15 protein-coding genes and 1 pseudogene are annotated in these 18,959 nt (G+C 60.8%); 12 read left to right on the top strand and 4 right to left on the bottom strand.

Annotated features, from left to right (window positions below):
* Positions 1-124 precede the first annotated feature (124 nt).
* Positions 125-1,036 (bottom strand): MurR/RpiR family transcriptional regulator, encoded by a 912-nt coding sequence (locus JTF07_RS00145; RefSeq protein WP_204232353.1) that lies wholly within the window; start codon positions 1,034-1,036, stop codon positions 125-127.
* A gap of 157 nt (positions 1,037-1,193) precedes the next feature.
* Between JTF07_RS00145 and JTF07_RS20210 the strand changes: the two genes are divergently transcribed.
* The 7 genes from JTF07_RS20210 (at position 1,194) to JTF07_RS00115 (ending at position 9,955) form a co-directional block, all read left to right on the top strand.
* Positions 1,194-2,939 (top strand): ABC transporter substrate-binding protein, encoded by a 1,746-nt coding sequence (locus tag JTF07_RS20210; RefSeq protein WP_143922606.1) that lies wholly within the window; start codon positions 1,194-1,196, stop codon positions 2,937-2,939.
* Between the two features lie 7 nt (positions 2,940-2,946).
* Positions 2,947-3,891 (top strand): ABC transporter permease, encoded by a 945-nt coding sequence (locus JTF07_RS00140; RefSeq protein ID WP_260848101.1) that lies wholly within the window; start codon positions 2,947-2,949, stop codon positions 3,889-3,891.
* Positions 3,891-4,886 carry an ABC transporter permease gene (locus JTF07_RS00135; RefSeq protein WP_101598523.1) on the top strand — a complete coding sequence of 332 codons (996 nt, stop codon included), beginning with the start codon at positions 3,891-3,893 and terminating at the stop codon, positions 4,884-4,886. The genes JTF07_RS00140 and JTF07_RS00135 overlap by 1 nt, the downstream gene beginning before the upstream one ends.
* The gene (locus JTF07_RS00130) at positions 4,883-5,731 is read left to right on the top strand and encodes an ABC transporter ATP-binding protein (protein ID WP_204232352.1); all 849 of its coding nucleotides are present in this window, start codon (positions 4,883-4,885) and stop codon (positions 5,729-5,731) included. Before JTF07_RS00135 ends, JTF07_RS00130 begins: the two co-directional genes overlap by 4 nt.
* Positions 5,728-6,543, top strand: coding sequence for an ATP-binding cassette domain-containing protein (locus JTF07_RS00125; RefSeq protein ID WP_252199203.1), 816 nt, complete (start codon positions 5,728-5,730; stop codon positions 6,541-6,543). Before JTF07_RS00130 ends, JTF07_RS00125 begins: the two co-directional genes overlap by 4 nt.
* An 87-nt stretch (positions 6,544-6,630) precedes the next feature.
* Complete coding sequence (locus JTF07_RS00120) at positions 6,631-8,154, top strand: S10 family peptidase (protein WP_204232351.1); 1,524 nt, start codon at positions 6,631-6,633, stop codon at positions 8,152-8,154.
* A 73-nt stretch (positions 8,155-8,227) separates the two neighbouring features.
* Positions 8,228-9,955, top strand: coding sequence for a DUF885 domain-containing protein (locus tag JTF07_RS00115; RefSeq protein WP_204232350.1), 1,728 nt, complete (start codon positions 8,228-8,230; stop codon positions 9,953-9,955).
* Between the two features lie 66 nt (positions 9,956-10,021).
* On the opposite strand, the gene JTF07_RS00110 is transcribed toward JTF07_RS00115, so the two are convergent.
* Positions 10,022-11,527 (bottom strand): amidohydrolase family protein, encoded by a 1,506-nt coding sequence (locus JTF07_RS00110; protein ID WP_204232349.1) that lies wholly within the window; start codon positions 11,525-11,527, stop codon positions 10,022-10,024.
* 153 nt (positions 11,528-11,680) lie between these two features.
* Positions 11,681-12,469 carry an IclR family transcriptional regulator gene (locus JTF07_RS00105; RefSeq protein WP_204232348.1) on the bottom strand — a complete coding sequence of 263 codons (789 nt, stop codon included), beginning with the start codon at positions 12,467-12,469 and terminating at the stop codon, positions 11,681-11,683.
* Positions 12,470-12,545: 76 nt separating this feature from the next.
* Here JTF07_RS00105 and JTF07_RS00100 point away from each other — a divergent pair, with 76 nt between their 5' ends.
* The 5 genes and pseudogenes from JTF07_RS00100 (at position 12,546) to JTF07_RS00080 (ending at position 17,454) form a co-directional block, all read left to right on the top strand.
* A complete protein-coding gene (locus JTF07_RS00100) occupies positions 12,546-13,526 on the top strand; it encodes a 2-dehydro-3-deoxygalactonokinase (protein ID WP_204232347.1) in 981 nt (326 codons plus the stop codon).
* Positions 13,519-14,133: a 2-dehydro-3-deoxy-6-phosphogalactonate aldolase gene (locus tag JTF07_RS00095; RefSeq protein WP_204232346.1), complete on the top strand. Its 615-nt coding sequence runs from the start codon at positions 13,519-13,521 to the stop codon at positions 14,131-14,133. Before JTF07_RS00100 ends, JTF07_RS00095 begins: the two co-directional genes overlap by 8 nt.
* A 45-nt stretch (positions 14,134-14,178) precedes the next feature.
* A pseudogene (gene dgoD / locus JTF07_RS00090) lies at positions 14,179-15,330 on the top strand (galactonate dehydratase); the annotation flags it as partial.
* A gap of 10 nt (positions 15,331-15,340) precedes the next feature.
* Entirely contained in the window at positions 15,341-16,645 is a 1,305-nt protein-coding gene (locus tag JTF07_RS00085; protein WP_204232344.1) for an MFS transporter, read from the top strand.
* A gap of 371 nt (positions 16,646-17,016) precedes the next feature.
* Complete coding sequence (locus tag JTF07_RS00080) at positions 17,017-17,454, top strand: helix-turn-helix domain-containing protein (protein WP_204232343.1); 438 nt, start codon at positions 17,017-17,019, stop codon at positions 17,452-17,454.
* Positions 17,455-17,687: 233 nt separating this feature from the next.
* Here the strand turns inward: JTF07_RS00080 and JTF07_RS00075 are convergent, their stop codons facing one another.
* On the bottom strand, positions 17,688-18,842 hold the full coding sequence (locus JTF07_RS00075; protein WP_204232342.1) for a hypothetical protein: 1,155 nt from the start codon (positions 18,840-18,842) through the stop codon (positions 17,688-17,690).
* Positions 18,843-18,959: the final 117 nt, after the last annotated feature.

Raw genomic sequence — 18,959 nt, 5'->3', positions numbered from 1 at the left:
GCGAACAAAGGGTGCTTGGCTTACGGGACTGCCGCTGTTCGAGATCTCGGACAATGTCGGAATTGCCAGCATTCCGTTCTGTTTCCAGCCGATTCGAGGTAATGCTGGGGCACACTCAACGTGCTCAGTCACTGATCACCGCTTGGGTGCGCGACCACATGGTCTGCAGTTCCTCGAGCATCGCGGCAGAATGCTGTGTGTCGACGTTCGCAATCGCACCCACGATGCTCTGGGCGACACTGACCGCGCAAGTCACTGAGGCCATCGGGCCGACGCCTTCAGACGGTACAAGGATGAGTTGATCGGCGAGTTCGGCCAGTTGCGAATGCTGGTCGGCAATGACGATCAGCCGCACACCCCGTTCTTTGGCCAGTTCACACAGTGGAACGATGCTTGAACTGGTTTTCCAGATGGAAAAGGTCAACAGGCAGTCGCCCGGCTGCAGCAAGCGAACGTCGTTGATCATGCTTGTTGTCGAACCATCACTGAGCGACACGTTATAGCCCAGGCCCTGAGCATTGTGAGCCAAGACTGCCCCCGGGGCCACGTATGCGCCAGTGGCAAGTACCTTGGTCGATCGTGACGAAGTGATCATCTCGGCAATTGTTGTGATCGATGCATCGGAGAGCGACTCTGAAAGAAGTCCGAGGAGCTCGAGATCTTTACGAATAGACTTCACAGCCTGACCCGTGCCGATGGTCGTGTTGCGAACAAAATGTTTGTCGGCATCCAATGACGAGAGAAATCGATTCCGAATCTCTGTCGACAACTCCGACCAGCCGGTGAAATCGATGGCCTGCGCAGCTCGGACAACAGTGGCGACGTTGACCCCAGCCGCCTCGGCGAGTGCTGCAGCACTGCAGTACGAAGCTCTTTCGGGATCGTCGGCAATCGCCTTGAGTACTGTCGTTGTCCCCGGGGACAGTTTGCGCTGAGACATGAGGTGCTCCAGCCATGTCGCGATGATTCCCACTATGAATCTCCTATTGCAATGAACGTTGCGATCTGATTGTATACGAGATGTGGTTGAGGTCACTTCTTCGCGGTTGGAGCGTCTGAAGTTCCAATCTTATCGCTGATAACAGCGGTAATGATGGAGGCGGAGGTTGCAACAGACACTGCAGAAGTTGGAGTGCGGTCACTCGCGGACTCTGAACCACCCATCATGACGGAACAGTCGAAGGAGACTTTTCATGAACAAGCGAGCTATGTCGATGGTTGCGATCGCCGCTGCCGCCACGATGCTTGTGAGCGCCTGTGGAAATGGGAGTTCGAGCAAGGGCGGGGACGCTCAATCGGTCGTCGACGATAAGACGGGCTTCGCCTCGTACACCGGTGATCCGCAGAAGGGCGGCGTCGTCGAAGTCTTGGGTGGAGTCGATTTCTCTCATCTGGATCCTGCTATGGGCAGCGACGGCAACGTCCTCAACCTCTACAACCTCCTCTACCGCAACCTCACTCAGTACAAATACAACCGAGAGTCCGGAGAACTCGAACTCGTCGGCGATCTGGCCGAAGATACGGGTACCTCAAACGAAGACGCCACGGAATGGACCTTCAAACTCAAAGAAGGAATCACGTTCGAAGACGGAACGCCGATCACGGCGGAAGACGTGAAGTTCGGTTTCGAACATGCCTTCGACCCGTCGCTTGCCATCGGCCTCGACTATCTGCAGAACTACGTCAAGGGTGCCAAGGACTACGAGGGTGTCTTCGAGGACCCTGAAGGCCTCGACTCGATCAAGGTCGTTGATGATCGGACGATCACGATCGAGACGAATAAGCCGATGGCCGACTTCCCGAATGTCGTTGCCACTGCACCGGGAGCCCCATTCCCGAAGGACAAGGTGACCAAGGTCGACCAGATCCAGAAGGATCCGATCTCGTCGGGTCCGTACAAAGTCGACGAGTACAAGCGCGGCGAGTCGCTGACGTTGGTCCGCAACGAGAACTGGGATGCCGAGACCGACGACATTCGCCCAGCCTATCCAGACGGCTACAAGTTCACAGTCAGCCTCGATCAGAACACGATCGATCAGCGGATGATCTCCGGCCAGGGCGACGATGCCAACGCTGTCTCGGCGTCGACCAACCCGGTGGTCGCGGCCAACCTCGCGAAGATCACCCAAGACCCCAAACTCTCTGAGCGCACGGTGCAGAGCATGCCCTCCTGCAATTACTTCATGGTCATGAACAACGCCAAGGAGCCACTGGGAGATAAGAAGGTCCGACAAGCCATCAACTGGGCTGTGGACAAGTCGAGCGTGGTCAACGCCAGCGGCGGCCCACAGCTGGCCGATGTCGCACCGAACCAGCTGCTTCCCAGCGTTCCGCAGTACGACGACACCGATCCCTACGCCACTGAGGGAAACACGGGCGATCCGGAGAAAGCCAAGGCCATGCTCAAAGAAGCAGGCGCGGAGAACCTCAAACTGACCATGGACGTACGTGCGCTGCCGATGTGGCAGGCGCAGGCCGAGGCGGTGCAACAGTCACTGAAGAAGGTCGGCATCGAGGTCAAACTCAACGTCATCGACCAGGCGAAGTTCTACGAGGTTCTTGCCACACCGAGCCAGCAGAACGAGCTCGCGATCACCGGCTGGTGCTCCAACGGCTGGTTCTCCGGTGAACCGCTGTTGGGACCCCTGTTCGACGGTGAGCGAATCACGAAGACCGGCAACCTCAATCAGTCCCAGATCGATGATCCGAAGCTGAACAAGGCCCTAGCCGAGGCGGCAGTCATGCCCGATCTCGACGACAAGACAGCGGCCTATGCCGAGATCAACGAACAGGTCCTCGAGCTCGCTCCCGTCGTGCCTCTGGTCCGCCCGCGCCCTCTGCAGCTCGTCGGCTCGAACGTCGGCGGAGCGTTCGCCAATCCGTCCAAGACCGGATACATCGACTACTCGCAGCTGGGGCTACTCAAGCCGGAAGGATAGTTCACTCGTGACTGCTTCGCTTTCGAATCAGGTCGAGGAATTCGGTCGGCCCGGCCCGGGGGAGGATTTTTCGCCCGGGCTGGGAACCCTGAAGAGGATCCTGCGCAAACCGACAGTGATTCTGTCCACCGGGTTCCTCGTCTTCATCGTCCTCCTCGCGATCTTCGCTCCGCTCATTACTCAGCTCTCCGGCTACAGCCCCTACGAATTCGACGAAGGAGCCGTGGACCCGGCACTGGGTGGGTTGCCGCACGGCGCGTTCGGTGGCATCAGTGCCGAGCATTGGATGGGAGTCGAACCCCAGAACGGCCGTGACATCTTCGCTCGGATCGCCTACGGCGCGCGTGTCTCGATGCTCATCGGCATCGGCGCAACCGCGATCACCATGGTCATCGGAGTGGTTATGGGCGTGATCGCCGGTTTCCTCGGAGGGTTCGTCGATGCCGTGATCTCCCGGGTGATGGACTTTCTCATGGCGTTCCCAGCACTGATCTTCATGATCGCAATCCTCTCGGCCCTGCCGCAGGGGAACCGTCCTCTGCTCCTCGTCCTCGTGCTCAGCCTCTTCTCCTGGCCGGCCACGGCCCGCGTGATCCGCGGCCAGACTCTGTCACTGAAGAATCGTGAATTCGTCGAGGCGGCCCGGACATCGGGGGCCGGCTGGGTTCCGCTGGTATTCCGGGAAGTGCTTCCCAACCTTTCGGGAACCATCGTCGTCATGGCCACGCTGGCGGTGCCGACGTTCATCGCCACTGAGGCCGGACTGTCCTTCCTCGGAGTGGGCATCACTCCACCCGATCCCTCGTGGGGGCAGATGATCGCATCGGCGGTGACCTGGTACTCCAGCGATCCGATGTTCTTCGCCATACCGGGTATGTTCCTGTTCCTCACTGTGCTGTCGTTCACCGTGCTCGGTGACAACCTCCAGAAGATCTGGGCGGGAGGACTCTGATGGCCATCTATCTCGTCAAACGACTGTTCGCGGCTCTGATCATCATGCTGCTCGTCGTATTCTTCACCTTCGTCATCTTCTTCCAACTCTCACCGGATCCGGCAGCCAGCATCTGCGGCCAGACCTGCACCCCGGAGAGGATCGAGGCGATCCGGGACCAGCTGGGACTCAACGAACCGTTCTTCACTCAGTTCTTCACGTTCCTCGCCGCGATCTTCGTCGGCCGCGACTACGGTTCGGGTGCCTCGGTGGTCCACTGCAACGCCCCGTGCATCGGGTACTCGTTCCAGACCAACCAGGATGTCCTGCAGGGGATCGTCGATCGTCTGCCCGTCTCGGTGACCATCGCCGTCGGTGCCGCGGTCCTGTGGCTGCTCTCCGGCGTGGCTGCAGGCGTGATCAGCGCTGTGAAGGAAGGCACCTGGTGGGATAAGGGAGCGATGATGTTCGCCCTGGCCGGGATTTCCCTGCCGAACTACTTCGTGGCCTTGGTCCTGCAATACCTTCTCGTCGTGCAGCTCCAATGGCTGCCGTTCCCGACGGTGGTCCCGTTCACAGACAGCCCAGTTCAGTGGTTCCAGGCCTACCTCATGCCGTGGATGGTGCTTGCGCTCATGTACGCGTCGATGTATGCGCGGCTGACGAGGACCAATGTCATCGACACCATGGGAGAGAACTTCATGCGCACGGCCCGTGCCAAGGGCCTGGGACGCAGCGCCGTCCTCATTCGGCACGGACTGCGTCCGTCATTGACCCCGATCGTCACACTCCTGGGCGTCGACTTCGCCACACTGCTGGGCGGAGCCCTCATCACAGAGACGGTCTTCGGGCTCAACGGCGTCGGCCGGTACGCCTACGACGCGATCGCCGTCAACGATCAGCCCGTGATCATGGGAGTCACGCTCGTGGCAGCCTTCGCAGTGATCATTGCCAACATTGTGGTCGACCTGCTCTACCGGGTGCTCGACCCCCGAGTGAGAGTGAGCACCTCATGAGCGCACACCCGTCGAGACCTGCAAGTGATGCTCCGGTCCTGTCCGTGCGGGATCTTCGCATCGAATTTCCGCTCGGCATCGTCGTCGACGGAAGCTCGTTCGACATCGCACGAGGCCAGACGATGGGATTGGTCGGCGAATCAGGGTCGGGCAAGTCGATGACGTCACTGGCGATCATGGGTCTGCTGCCGAAGGAGGCGACGACAACAGGGTCAGCGCGGTTTCACGGCGATGAGCTGCTCCACCGGTCCGATGCCTCGATGCGCCGGACCCGCGGCGATCAGATCGCGATGATCTTTCAGGATCCCCTGTCCTCGCTCAACCCCTACTACACGGTCGGCTTCCAGATCGCCGAGGCCTACCGTGCTCATAAGGGAGGTACGAAGGCAGCGGCGATGAGGAAGGCCGCCGAGGCGATGGATCGAGTGCGCATCCCCGACGCCGCCGGTCGTGTCGGACACTATCCCCATCAGTTCTCCGGTGGTATGCGCCAAAGAGTGATGATCGCGATGGCGCTCGTGTGCGAACCTGACCTCATCATCGGCGATGAACCGACCACGGCCCTCGACGTCACCGTTCAAGCCCAGATCCTCGACCTGCTCGCCGAGGTACAGGAGATGACGCAGGCGGCGATGCTGTTCATCACCCACGACTTGGCCGTCGTCAGCCAGATCTCCGATCATGTGACGGTGATGCGATTCGGCCAAACCGTCGAACAGGGCACTGCGGAGCAGATCTTCTCGAACCCGGGCAACGACTACACCAAAGCGCTGCTCGCAGCGACACCGCGCCTCGACGACGTCGTCGATCTTCCCGAGCCCATTCTCACGAAAGGGGGCAGATGAGCATGAGCGACATCGCCACGCCGCTGCTGGCAGCCAATGATCTGAGCAAGGAGTTCCGCACCGGCCGCAGAGAGAAATTCACTGCAGTCGAGGGAGTCTCCTTCGATGTCCACCGGCGGCAGACACTGGGCATCGTCGGAGAGTCCGGTTCGGGAAAGTCGACCACGGCGCGGATGATCGCACGCCTCATCGATCCCACGTCCGGGTCGGTGGAGTTCCAAGGTGAGGAGATCACCCAGCGCTCGGGTTCGTCCTTGCGGGACTTTCGCAGCGGCGTTCAGGTGGTTTTTCAAGACCCCTACTCCTCACTCAACCCTCGTCACACCGTCGAAGAGGTGGTGTCGGCACCACTCCGCTATCAGAAGCGGACGGCCACAGGCGGCTACCGGAACATGGTCAAGGCGGCGATGGAACGAGTCGGACTCAACCCCGACCACTCCACTCGCTATCCGCGGCAGTTCTCCGGAGGGCAGGCCCAGCGCATCGGCATCGCTCGCGCACTCATCGTCGAACCGAAGCTCGTCATCTGCGATGAGGCGGTCTCCGCTCTCGACGTGTCAGTTCAGGCACAGGTGCTCGAGCTGTTGGTTGACCTGCAGCGCGAACGCGACATCTCCTACATCTTCATCGCCCACGATCTGGCGGTCGTGCGACAGATCGCCCACAAGGTTGCCGTGATGCAGAAGGGCAGGATCGTCGAGCAAGGCCCGCGAGACGAGATCTTCGATGCCCCGCAGCACGAATACACGAAGACCCTGCTCTCCGCGGTCCCGAGCATCGATCCCCGCTGGGACGCGGGTCGGTGTTCCTGACCGACACAACCACCTCGGTGCTCAGCATCGACACCGACCACCGAATCTCCACCATCTCCACACACAGGGAAGGATCTCAACTCCATCATGTCTGACTCACAGACTCAGTCACAGCCCACGAATCAGCCGGCAGAACCACCGCGGCCGGTCGATGACTTCGTCACCACTGTCCATGAACTTCAGCTGCCCGCCGGTCTGCTCCGGTATCGGGCCCAGGCGGGCCGGATGGTCATCGGCTCCGAAATCGTCGAGGAAGGCGTGTTCGCCGGTCTCAAGCCCAAGGCGCAGATCTTCCTCACCTCCTACACCGCCATCGCTGAGGGTACCGACGACGGTCAGGATGCTCAGCGTCCGGTCGTCTTCGTCTTCAACGGAGGCCCGGGATCGTCATCGGCCTGGATGCACATTGGTCTTTTCGGTCCACGGCGGGTGGTGGCCAACGACGTCAATGATCGCACCCCGCCGCCCTACGGTCTCGTCGACAATCTTGAGACGACTCTGGCTCACGCCGATCTGGTCTTCATCGACCCGGTGACCACGGGATACTCCCGCACCGCAGAGGGGGAGAAGCCGGAGGACTTCCACGGGTTCACTGGGGATCGCGACGTCGTCGGCGAGGCGATCCGGCTGTGGCTGACACGGAACAATCGGTGGATCTCACCGAAGTTCCTCGCCGGAGAGTCCTACGGAACCACCCGCGCCGCGGCCCTGGCCGGACATCTGGCCAAACGCCACGGGATCGCCTTCAACGGTCTTCTCCTCATATCGGCCGTCCTCGATTTCGCCACGATCGATTTCACGGAGGGCAACGAAGCGCCCTACATCCACTACCTGCCGACGTTCGCCGCCATCGCGCACTATCACGGCAAACATCCGAGGCGCGAGCTCGAAGATGTCGTCGCAGAGGCGACGGATTTTGCCCATGGGGACTTCAGCCAGGCGCTTGCGCGCGGACACCGACTCGAGGCCGCCGAGCACTCCCGGATAGCTGCGAAGCTGGCCGAGCTCATTGGGATCGATGAGAAGTTCGTCCGGCTGGCTGACCTTCGCATCGACGAGTTCACCTTCTTCACAGAACTTCTCCGCGATCAGCGACTGCGCATCGGTCGCTTGGATTCCCGCTTCACCGCGCATCCGGGGAAGGTCGCCTCAGAAGTGCTCGGCGACGACCCTTCATATCCGGCGATCCAGTATCCCTACACCGTGGGCATCAATCATCTGCTGCGTGCCGAACTCGGATACGAATCGGACCTCACCTACGAGGTGCTGACATCCAGAGTCCATCCATGGTCGTACAAGGAGTTCGAGAACTCCACCGTCAACACTGCCGAAGATCTCGCTTTCGCGATGCGCATGAATCCGCATCTCAAGGTCTACGTGGCGTTCGGTTATCACGACTCAGCGACGCCGTTCGCCGCCTCGGAACACGTGCTTGCACACCTGCGCATTGCCGATGAATCCCATGACCAGATCGTTCGTCGCTATTATCCAGCCGGGCACATGATGTATGTCGACCAGCAGGTCAGAGTCGAGCAGCTGCGCGATATCGCAGACTTCGTCGCTTGGTCAATCGGAGACGGAGCCAAGCCTGAGTCGAACCAACCCATCTGAGCCGGACACTCACGCGCACTGAGCCGGTCGGCAACACACCAAGACGATCATCATCGAGAACAGGAGAATCGACGTGCCCGAGAGCCATCATCGAGGCAGCTCACATGCAAGGGCTTCAGCCGAAGGCAGGAAGCTCGCCGCCATCATCAACGCGGAGTGGACATGGAGAGAGGCCGAATTCGGATCACTGTCTCAGAAGGCCTCCGTCGTCGACTTCTTGCCGGATGTCAGTGAAGCCTCGCAGCTGCGTCGGCAGCAGATGTGGGAGGACACACTCGGCAAACTCGCGTCGGTCAGTACCAATGCTCTCACTGTGGAAGAGACTATCGACTTCGATGTCTACCGCCAGCAGCTGGTCACCTTGGTCGAGGCGCAGAGATACCGGATGTGGGAGAGACCTGCCACGGCGGATTCTGCCTTCTGGCGCACGCTCGCCTTCGACGCCTACCGCCTTGTGCTCGAAGACGTCGGTTCGGCTCGGGCATACATCAGCTTGCTCGGCGACATCCCACGGTTCTTCGATCTGCAGATCGAGAATATGAGGGCCGGAGTGGCTCGAGGCTTTGGGCCCGCCCGAGTGTGCATGAGCGGACGAGAGGAACCGGTGCGGGTCGTCGCCGAGACCGAGGACGTCACCGAGCTGTCGTTCTTCGGCCCGTTCCGAAAAATCCCGGCGGTCGTGCCCGAACAGGTTCGAACCGAACTCCACGAGGCGGCCGCGCAGGTGCTCTCGGCTGAGGTCGTGCCCGCTTACCGGAAACTTCTTGACTTCCTGACAACGGAGTATCTGCCGAATCTGCCCGAATCGATCGCCGCGGTCGACCAGCCGGGCGGCATCGAGTTCTACCGGTCCCAGATCAGGGAGTATTCGACGACGGACCTCAGCCCGCAGCAGATCTTCGACCTCGGACAGGTCGAAGTGAAGAAGATCCGGGAGGAGATGGAGGACGTCGCCGTCGAACTCGGCTATCCCGACGATCTGCCGGGCCTGTTCGAGTTCATGCGCACGAGTCCGCAGTTCTATGCAACGACTCCTCGTCAACTGCTGTCCGAAGCCGCATACACGTGCAAGGCCTTCGACCGGGTGGTCCATCAGTACTTCGGGCGTCTGCCACAACAGCGCTTCGCCATCATGGAGACACCGGCGGAGATCGCGAAATTCGACACGTTCGGCCGAGGTGCTCCCGACCGGTACCTGCTCAACACGTACAACTTGCCGGCGCGACCACTGTATTCGCTGCCGGCACTGACCCTGCACGAATCTGCGCCCGGACATTCGTTCCAGATTTCGCTGGCCGAGGAGCTCGAGCTCGCCGACTTCCGGCGGCTCTATATCTCGGCCTTCGGTGAGGGCTGGGGCCTCTACACCGAACGACTCGGCGATGAGATGGGGATGTACGAGACGCCGTTCGAACGTATGGGTATGCTCTCGTTCCAGATGTGGCGGGCCGTGCGCCTCGTCGTCGATCCGGGCATGCATGCGCTGGGGTGGAGTCGGGAACAGGCGCAGGACTTCCTGCGGGACAATACGGCGATCGCCGAACACGAGATCGTCACGGAGATTGATCGCTACATCTCCTGGCCCGGGCAGGCCACTGCCTACTACCTCGGGCAACTGACTATTCAACAGCTGCGGCAGGAGGCCGAGGAGACGCTGGGGGAGGACTTCTCGATCAGGGACTTCCACGACACGGTGCTCGGGATGGGCAGCGTCCCGCTCACCGTGCTGCAGGCACACGTGCGAGCAACTATCCGCTCGGCAGCCGCCGATCGGCAGACTCAGGCGGCCGCTGGACACTGAGGACTTCATCTCTCACACCGTCGACTCCGGTCGGATCTCAGTTCGACCGGAGTCGAGCCCTGTCGCTCAGTTCTGGGCCGCTCTCTCCTCGGCGACTATGGACTTCACATCTTCGCGGAGTTCCCGGGCGTCGTAGACGATGCCGGAGCGCAGAGTGAAGTCGACTCCGCCGACGCGGTTGATGCCGGATTCTTCGGCACGGAGATGACCGTGGCCGTAGAGGACCTTGAAGTTGCTCAGGGGGTTGTCCTTGACGATGAGCAGGTCGGCGATCTTGCCGGGTTCGACGGAGCCGAGCTCGTCGTCGATGCCGAGAAGCGCGGCGCTGCTCAGCGTGGCGGCGCGGACGACTTCGAGGGGGTGGAAACCCGCTTCGAGGAGGAGTTCAAGTTCTTCGATGAGGCCGAAGCCGAAGACCTTGTAGATGAACCCAGAGTCCGAGCCTGCCGTGACCAAGCCGCCAAGGTTCTTGTAGTCGTTGACGAAGGACATCCATTTGACGTAGGCGTGGCGCCAAGCGATCTCGTCCTCGCTTGTCCAGTCGCCCATGTAGGAGCCGTGTTTGTCGGCCGAGGGCTGGAAGAACTCCCACAGAGTGGGGGAGGTGAAGTCAGAGTGCCATTCGGAGGTGCGCACTCTGGCGGCGTCGCGGGACCCGATGTAGATGTTGAATGTCGGGCTCAATGCGGTTCCGAGTTCGAGGAGCTCCGCGAGGGTCTCATGCCAGGCGCTGCTGCCGCGTTCGGCGGTCTGCAACCACAAGTGGGCGCCTTGGCTGAAGCGCTGGGGTTCGCTGTTGTGGTTGTAGTCGGTGGGCACGTGCTGGAGGGTGCGGTCGCGGAACATAGCCTCGGGGATGCCGTACCAGTGTTCGATGCTGTTCAGTCCCCACCTCGCCGAGGTGAGAGCGTTGACCTGCGCGGCTCGGCGCTGATCGTGGTGGCAGGCGGTCCGCAGACCACGTGCTTGTGCCGCTTCGACGGCGGCACCGAACACAGTGGGGGAGGTGCCGAAGAACTTCACTCCGTTCGCTCCGCGGTCGGCGACCTCATTGACCCACGCGGTTGCCTCGTCAGCGGTGACCGGGGTGGGTCCGTCGAGGGTTCCGGCACGCAGTGCGGGATAGATGTGCAGGCGCGGGGCCGCGATTTCGTTGGCTTCGGCTCGTCGGGCCTCGGAAACGGTCCAGTCGAGGCCGTTGAACGCACCGAGTTCGCGGATGGTGGTCACGCCGTGGCCGAGCCAGAGCTTATAGACATAGTCGGCGTTCGGGGCCTGCTCGGGTTTACCGATGTGGGCGTGAGAGTCGATAAGACCCGGCAAGACGTAGGAGCCGTTGAGATCCATGACTTCGGCGCCGTCGGACGAGGGACGTTCGGTGAGGCTGCTCGCACCGTTCGGTTCCCAGATTCCGGTGATCCTGTCGTCTTCGATCAGGATGTCCGCCGGCCCGTATGGGGCAGCCCCGGTCCCGTCAACGATCATGGCATCGCGGAGGATGAGCCTGGGGTAGGGTCCCGATCCGGTGCTCCGGGTGGGGGCGGCGATCTGGCCAGTGGATCCGAGCGTCATTGGCGGTCTCCTCAAGGGTTTCGCGTATGAGCGGAGTGCTCTTCGCTGAGCTTGTTCAATACTCACTCAGGCTAGCGCGACAGTCAGTGTCTAGTGCAGATCAACCGGGATGTAGGACACAAATGCTCCTTGCGACTAGAACGTGCCTGACCTTCACGCCCGAATGCGATCACCGGTATACCCCAGTCTCAGAGAGATCTCCCGTGCCGCAGACTTCATCACCGGTACCAGTGCCTGCATCCGTTCCTTCGGCATGTAGGGACGAGTGGCCGACAGCGAGACTCCTGCGACAATGCTTCCGCTGCCGTCCCGGATCGGGGCGGCCACGCACCGGATTCCTGGTTCGTTCTCCTCGAGGTCGAGCGAGGCACCGTCGTGTGTATACCCATGCATCCGTTTGACGAACGCCTCGATCGCGGCTGAGTCTGTACCTGGATTCTCCGACAGGAAAATCCGTTCCCATCGGTCTTCTTGTCCGAGCAGCAGCGCCTTCCCGACACCGGTGCGAGTCATCGGCATTCGGTGGCCGATGCGAGAGCGCATCTCGGCCCCGCGCGTTCCAGGGATCTTGTGGAGGTAGAGCACCGACTCACCATCCTCGACGGAGAGATGAATCGTGTCCTGAGTTCGGGCTGCCAGCGCCTCAAGACTCTCCCGGGCGACGACCGGCAATGGATCCTGATTAAGCGCGGTGAAGCCGAACTCGATGAGAGTGGGTCCCAGACGAAACTCTCCCGGTGAACCGTGCCGCAGATAACCCATGTGCACCAGCAGCTGGATCATCCTGTGCGCACTTGATCGACCGATTCCAGTGGTGTCGACGACGGACTTCAACGTGGTGGACCCATGGGCGACGGCGCTGACGATCTGCAGACCTCTGGCCAGTGTTTGAGTCCCTTGGGGGATTGCATCGCTGACAACGGTTCCAGAATCTTCGATCATCGCCCCAGTATGTCACCTATCCCACATATAGGGACACTGGTGGCGCATGGTGGAACGCCTGCCCATAGTGGCTCTTATGGCAAAACTGGCACCACCCGAGGCCCCGCAGATGATCGGCCTCGACTGGGGGACGAGCTCACTGCGAGCCTTCCTCATCGGCAACGACGGAGGCGTCCTCGCTGAACGCAACGGATCAGACGGAATCATGGTCGTCGGTCCGGACACCGGCGACCTCAAAGGCGACTTTTCCCGGCTCGCTCACGCCGCCATCGGCGACTGGCTCAGCGATCACGGCCACCTCCCTCTCCTCGCCTGCGGAATGGTCGGTTCGACCCAGGGAGTCGCCGAGGCTGGGTACCTCGACCTGCCCACCGAACTTTCTGCCCTGGGTAGGCGTCTGACGTCGGTCGAACTGTCCATAGGCGAACTCCACATCGTCCCCGGGCTGCAGAAGACATCGACCGAGACGACTGCTCCCGATGTCATCCGGGGAGAGGAGACCCAACTGCTCGGCCTGCTCGAAGCAGAGCAGGTCGACGCGACCACGGTGATCCTTCCCGGCACGCACACCAAATGGGTGAAGTGCCAGGGCCAGCGCGTGACTGACTTCTCCACCTCGATGAGCGGAGAGATGTTCGGCCTTCTGAGCACCTCGTCGATCCTCAGCCGTCTGGCCGAGCCCACCGGTGACTTCCACCGCGACGCCTTCGACTGGGGACTGAGCGTCGGAGGTGACGACCCCGCCGCGCTCACCTCCTCGATCTTCTCCGCACGCACCTGGGTCCTCGACGGACGACTACACGCCAAGAAAATCAACGACTACCTCTCGGGAATGCTCATCGGCGCCGAGGTGGCCGCCCAGCTCACGACCACAGCCGACGCTGCCGCCCCCTTCATCATCTGCGGAACCGCGGACCTGACGATGCGATACTCACGCGCCCTCCGCCGATGCGGGCGACAGACGACAGAAGCGGATCCGCGCGCCGCTGCCACCGGACTCTTCCGCATCGCCGCACAATCCGGCCTCGTGCCGACCAAGGAGAACACCAATGACTGACACAGTTCCCACCGGCCTCATCGCCATCCTCCGCGGGGTCCACTCCCACGAAGTCCTCGACATCGCCGAGGGCATCGTCGCCTCCGGGTTCTCCGCCATTGAAGTCCCGCTCAACTCACCGGACCCCTTGGCTTCGATTGAGGCGTTGGTCAACCGATTCGGTGACGAGGTGGAGATCGGTGCTGGCACGGTTCTCACCGCCCGGCAGGTCCGCGACTGCAAGCGAGCCGGTGCCCGCATCATCGTCGCACCCGACACTGATACCGAAGTCATCCAGACCGCGCTCGGGATGGGGCTCACCCCGTACCCGGGAGCCGCGACTCCGACCGAGGCGTTCGCTGCCATCAAGGCAGGCGCCGCCAAGGTCAAACTCTTCCCATCCTCGGCGGTCGGGATCAGCGGGATGAAGGCATGGAGCGAGGTTCTTCCTGCCGGCACCGAACTCTTTCCCGTCGGGGGAGTGGGACCCGACAACGCTGCAAAATGGCGCAACGCCGGTGCTGCCGGTCTGGGCCTCGGTTCCTCCCTCTATCGCCGAGGCGACCGCCCCGAAGACGTACATGACCGGGCCGAGGCAATCGCCTCGGCGTGGGCACAGGCCCACTGACCCCAACGACGACAAGCAGATGACTACACCAGACGAAAGGCCAGACCAATGAAGATCACGTCGATGACGACGTACATCGTGCCGCCGAGGTGGCTGTTCCTTAAGATCGAGACGGATGAAGGGATCGTCGGCTGGGGCGAGCCGATCATCGAAGGCAAGGCCGCAACAGTGGCCGCCGCCGTCGATGAACTCTCCGACCTGCTCATCGGCAAGGATCCCGCAAACATCGAGGACCTGTGGACGATCATGTACCGCGGTGGCTTCTATCGCGGTGGGCCGATCCTCATGAGTGCGATCTCAGGCATCGACCAGGCGCTGTGGGACATCAAGGGCAAGGCTCTCGGACAGCCGGTGCACCAGCTGCTTGGCGGGAAGGTCCGAGATCGGATCCGCACCTACTCATGGATCGGCGGAGACCGTCCAGGCGACACAGCGGCGGCGGCACTGGAGACGAAGAACCGCGGCTTCACCGCCGTGAAGATGAACGCGACCGAGGAACTGCAGTTCATCGACTCCTATACCAAAGTCGACCAGGTCATCGAAAACGTGCAGGCTGTGCGGGAAGCCACCGGCGACGACTTCGGCATCGGCATCGACTTCCATGGTCGCGTGCACAAGCCGATGGCCAAGGTCCTCATCAAGGAACTCGAACCCTACCGACTCCTCTTCATCGAAGAGCCTGTACTCTCCGAACACTTCGGATCGCTGCGTGACGTCATGGCGAACACCCCGACGCCGATAGCACTGGGGGAGCGACTATTCTCCCGCTGGGACTTCCGCGAAGTGATCGCCTCCGGTGCAGTCGACATCATCCAGCCCGACGTCTCCCACTCCGGCGGCATCACCGAGACGCGCAAGATCGCGATGATGGCCGAAGCCTACGATGTAGCGCTCGCGCTGCACTGCCCACTGGGTCCGATCGCGCTCGCCTCCTGCCTGCAGGTCGATGCCGGCAGCTACAACGCGTTCATCCAGGAACAGAGCCTGGGCATCCACTACAACACGAGCAACGACCTGCTCGACTACGTCACCGACCCCTCCGTGTTCAACTACGACGACGGCATGATCGATATTCCTGCGGGACCCGGGCTGGGCATCGAGGTCAATGAGGACTACGTCATCGAACGCTCGGCCGAAGGCCACCGGTGGCGCAACCCCATCTGGCGTCACGCCGACGGCTCGTTTGCGGAGTGGTGAGGAGAGACCAATGACTCAGCTGAAAACACAGATTACCACCCGGCCCACACGGATGCGCTACATCATCGCGCTCCTGCTCTTCATCACCGTTGTCATCAACTACATGGACCGGGCCAACCTGTCCATTGCGATGCCGGCGCTGTCTCAGGAATTCGATCTCACCACCGGGCAGCAGGGACTTCTGCTTTCTGCATTCGGGTGGACCTATGCCGCGATGCAGCTGCCCGGCGGATGGCTAGTCGACCGGGTGAGGCCACGGGTGCTCTATGCCTCCTGCCTTGTGCTGTGGTCCCTGGCCACGCTTTTCATGGGAATCTCCGGCGGGTTCATTGCCCTCATCATCCTCCGGCTCTTGGTTGGCGGATTCGAAGCGCCGGCCTACCCGATCAACAACAAGGTGGCCACCGCGTGGTTCCCGGAGCGTGAGCGCGGACGGGTCATCGCCTTCTACACCTCGGGGCAGTTCATCGGCCTGGCGCTGCTTACCCCCGTACTGTCCTGGCTGCAGACAGTGCTCACGTGGCACTGGGTGTTCATCCTCACCGGTGTAGTCGGCATCATCTGGGCAGCGATCTGGTGGTTCGTCTATCGCGAACCACGTGACAAGGCTGGGGTCAACCAGGCCGAGATCGATCTCATCGCCTCCGGCGGGGGACTGGTCGATGTCGAGAGTGGTACGAAGAAGGAGACTAAGCCGAAGCTCAGGTGGTCCGACGTCAAAGTCGTGCTGACCCGTCGGAAGCTGTGGGGCATCTACCTCGGTCAGTTCTGCCTGACCTCGACCCTGTGGTTCTTCCTCACCTGGTTCCCGACATACCTCGTCGACTATCGCGGGATGGACTACATCGAATCCGGCTTCATGGCGTCACTGCCTTTCATCGCGGCTCTCGTCGGTGTGCTACTTTCCGGGTGGGTCTCGGACCTCATGGTCAAGAAGGGCCTCACGCTCGGTACGGCTCGCAAGCTGCCGATCATCATCGGTCTGGCAATGACGGTGTTCATGCTCGGGGCGAACTACACGGATTCGACTGCGTTGGTCATCGTGTTCATGTCGATCGCGTTCTTCGGCAATGGCTTCGCCTCGATCACCTGGTCTCTGGTCTCCGCTCTCGCTCCCGAACGACTGTTGGGTCTGACCGGAGGCATGTTCAACTTCATCGGCAACTTGTCCTCGATCGCCACTCCGATCGTGATCGGCTTCCTCGTCACCGACATCGACTTTGCCCCGGCCTTCGTCTACATGGCTGCAATCACCATCGTGGGCGTGCTGTCTTACGTGTTCCTCGTTGGCAAGGTTGAGCGCGTCGAGGAGTAAGGATCGGCTCTTGTTTACGTGGAGAAACACAGCTCCAGCACAATCTTGGGGCAGTTTTGCGGGCGCACAACGCCAGACGATTATTCACAATCTTGATTTCTGACGGGCCGATACAGGCGCTTCTAGGTGTCTCATAACTAGCGACGTGTACCTCTGAGAGCTCGTTCGCTTACGAGACATAGTATTGAGAATCGCCCAAACGCGGACGGACAGAAGCCTCAACAGAACCAGTTGAGCGTCTCATTGAGCAGACGAGACGTCTTATATGGCTAGGGATACGAGACGTCTCATCAATGCACGGGCGGGTTGACGTGAGGATACGACAATTCGACGACGGCGCTGGAGAGCGATGTCCGCTGTACCATTTGTCCATGGTTGAGACTCATTGGAATACAACGGCGCTTCCTATCCTCGAATATTGCGTTGCGCGAGTGATGAATAATGAAGAACCGCCCAGCGTCGATCGCATCTGTGAGCAACTAGGTATGGATCTGCCAACTGTTCAGTCTGCACTGAAACTACTTGCCCACGAGGGTTATGTTGAAACAAAAAAAGCCTGGGGCGGGCCAATCGGCGTCGCGCAAGTCGGCTCTTCCGGATTCAGAGCGGTTGGACAATGGCCAAGCAGCAATAATGAGGTGTTTGGCAACGCAATGGTAGAGGCTCTCGAGAAGCTTGCAAGCGGTGAACGCGACAAAGAGAAGAGCCAAGCTCTTCGGGCTGCGGCCAGCGATGTGAGAGCGATTGGAGTTAACGGCGCAGGGCAAGTTCTAGGAAGCTTCGTCAAAGGTCTAGTCGGGCTGGGCTGAGAGGCTGTCTCTTCGTTCTCGCAACAGGCCGCTCTATAGATGGCCAGTTACGTGGGTCGTCGAAAGGCTCCCCGGGCTCAGCCTTCAGAGTCTGACCGCCACCCAGCGTTGCAAGAATACCTTCGCTTAACGCTGAGTTTCACACGAACATGATGTTACGGCCTTCTTTGACCAGCCCGGTTGACGCGTGCGCTGCGTCGCAACTCTGAAGTTTTGCCGCAGATCAATCAGCACTAGCCGCGGTGCTTACTCGCGAACTGTAATGCTTCGTCGCGAAGTTCCGACAAGACTTTGGCATTGCCGGACATCGAACCGAAATCCGAGACGAAGCCCTTAAACCTTTCAACTCGCTCGACCACCTCACCATCATTAAGATGAGCAACCCACTTTGCGAGGGTTTCACGTGTCAGTTCGGCGGAAGTAGGCAGGAGCATCTCCACCATGCTCGGACGTGCGCTAGCTGCACCGTGTCGAAGTCGTGCCTTCTCATTCGCGGTTATCGAAGTCCCCAACCCAATCGCGTCACGTTCGCCGTCGTGGCCGCGCCCGATCTCGTAACTAGCCGGGATCCCTTCAGAGGGCGGGCTACCCCCGGTGATCAGTCGAGGAACCGCTTGTTCTCTGACCCAACTAGAAATTTGGTCGAGCTCATCCATCAGGTACGGCCAGTCCTCAGTGCCTGGTCGATTGATTCCGATCGCCGGGAAGAGAGCGACGGGGACTCGCTCGCCCAGTGGCGTCTTTGCGATCACATCTCCAACTCGAATCGGCACAACGGGGCCAGGCTCGAAATCGCTTGGGGAACGTGGCGGAACCTTCTCGTTGACCACGGCTGCCAGCCGCACGGCCGTGACGGCAGGTGTGCGGTGCTTGGCGTGGTTCGTGTACAGAGTGAGGAGGGCCAGCGGATGAAGGTCCGGCCTGACCGCTCGGTGAAAGGGCTGCAATCCCTCCACGCGGCGCAAGAGCTCGCTCCCATTCGCTATCACATCGGGCGTATTTTTCGGTCTCTTCTTCAGCCACCTCGCATACTCTGCATAAGTATTGTATGCAGGCATGCCTATATTTCGCTCCTGTTTGTCGTCCAGGCGTCGCTCGCTCAGAAACCCAACTTCAGTGAACAGGGTGTACTCGATTGCTGCACGCAAAGTCACCAAAGCGTCGGCAACAAGCAGGGGGATTTTCTTGGCAATTGGTGCGATCCGTTCGATCACCGCGTTGCTCACAGAGTCATCGAGCACTTCACAGATCTTAAAAACATCGCCATTCTCAGCCACGTATTCGAAGACCAGCTCACCTACCTGGCCAATGAGTTCGTCAGCGTGGGCAAGGGTTGCCACAACGTCCAGATGTCGGTCAGGTATCCAAGGCAGTACGGGCGTTGTCATGACTACATCATAGGAGGGGATATCGGCTCGGTCGCCCCCGCGGATTCAGTCACCAGCACCGATGCTCAACTGTCTCGCAACCTAGGCGTCTCAAAACCCATCGGTTGCGAGACGGGA

Source organism: Brevibacterium sp. RIT 803 (assembly GCF_016892625.1).
Classification (GTDB): Bacteria; Actinomycetota; Actinomycetes; order Actinomycetales; family Brevibacteriaceae; genus Brevibacterium.
This window is presented reverse-complemented; position numbering and strand designations above follow the sequence as displayed.

Bases quoted from the DNA above. Each gene is read 5' to 3' on its own strand.
- JTF07_RS00105 (WP_204232348.1), bottom strand. From the start codon at position 12,469: ATGATCGAAGATTCTGGAACCGTTGTCAGCGATGCAATCCCCCAAGGG.
- JTF07_RS00130 (WP_204232352.1), top strand. From the start codon at position 4,883: ATGAGCGCACACCCGTCGAGACCTGCAAGTGATGCTCCGGTCCTGTCC.
- JTF07_RS00085 (WP_204232344.1), top strand. From the start codon at position 15,341: ATGACTCAGCTGAAAACACAGATTACCACCCGGCCCACACGGATGCGC.
- JTF07_RS00135 (WP_101598523.1), top strand. From the start codon at position 3,891: ATGGCCATCTATCTCGTCAAACGACTGTTCGCGGCTCTGATCATCATG.
- JTF07_RS00100 (WP_204232347.1), top strand. From the start codon at position 12,546: ATGGCAAAACTGGCACCACCCGAGGCCCCGCAGATGATCGGCCTCGAC.
- JTF07_RS00110 (WP_204232349.1), bottom strand. From the start codon at position 11,527: ATGACGCTCGGATCCACTGGCCAGATCGCCGCCCCCACCCGGAGCACC.
- JTF07_RS00095 (WP_204232346.1), top strand. From the start codon at position 13,519: ATGACTGACACAGTTCCCACCGGCCTCATCGCCATCCTCCGCGGGGTC.
- JTF07_RS00075 (WP_204232342.1), bottom strand. From the start codon at position 18,842: ATGACAACGCCCGTACTGCCTTGGATACCTGACCGACATCTGGACGTT.
- JTF07_RS00125 (WP_252199203.1), top strand. From the start codon at position 5,728: ATGAGCATGAGCGACATCGCCACGCCGCTGCTGGCAGCCAATGATCTG.
- JTF07_RS20210 (WP_143922606.1), top strand. From the start codon at position 1,194: ATGAACAAGCGAGCTATGTCGATGGTTGCGATCGCCGCTGCCGCCACG.
- JTF07_RS00120 (WP_204232351.1), top strand. From the start codon at position 6,631: ATGTCTGACTCACAGACTCAGTCACAGCCCACGAATCAGCCGGCAGAA.
- JTF07_RS00080 (WP_204232343.1), top strand. From the start codon at position 17,017: ATGGTTGAGACTCATTGGAATACAACGGCGCTTCCTATCCTCGAATAT.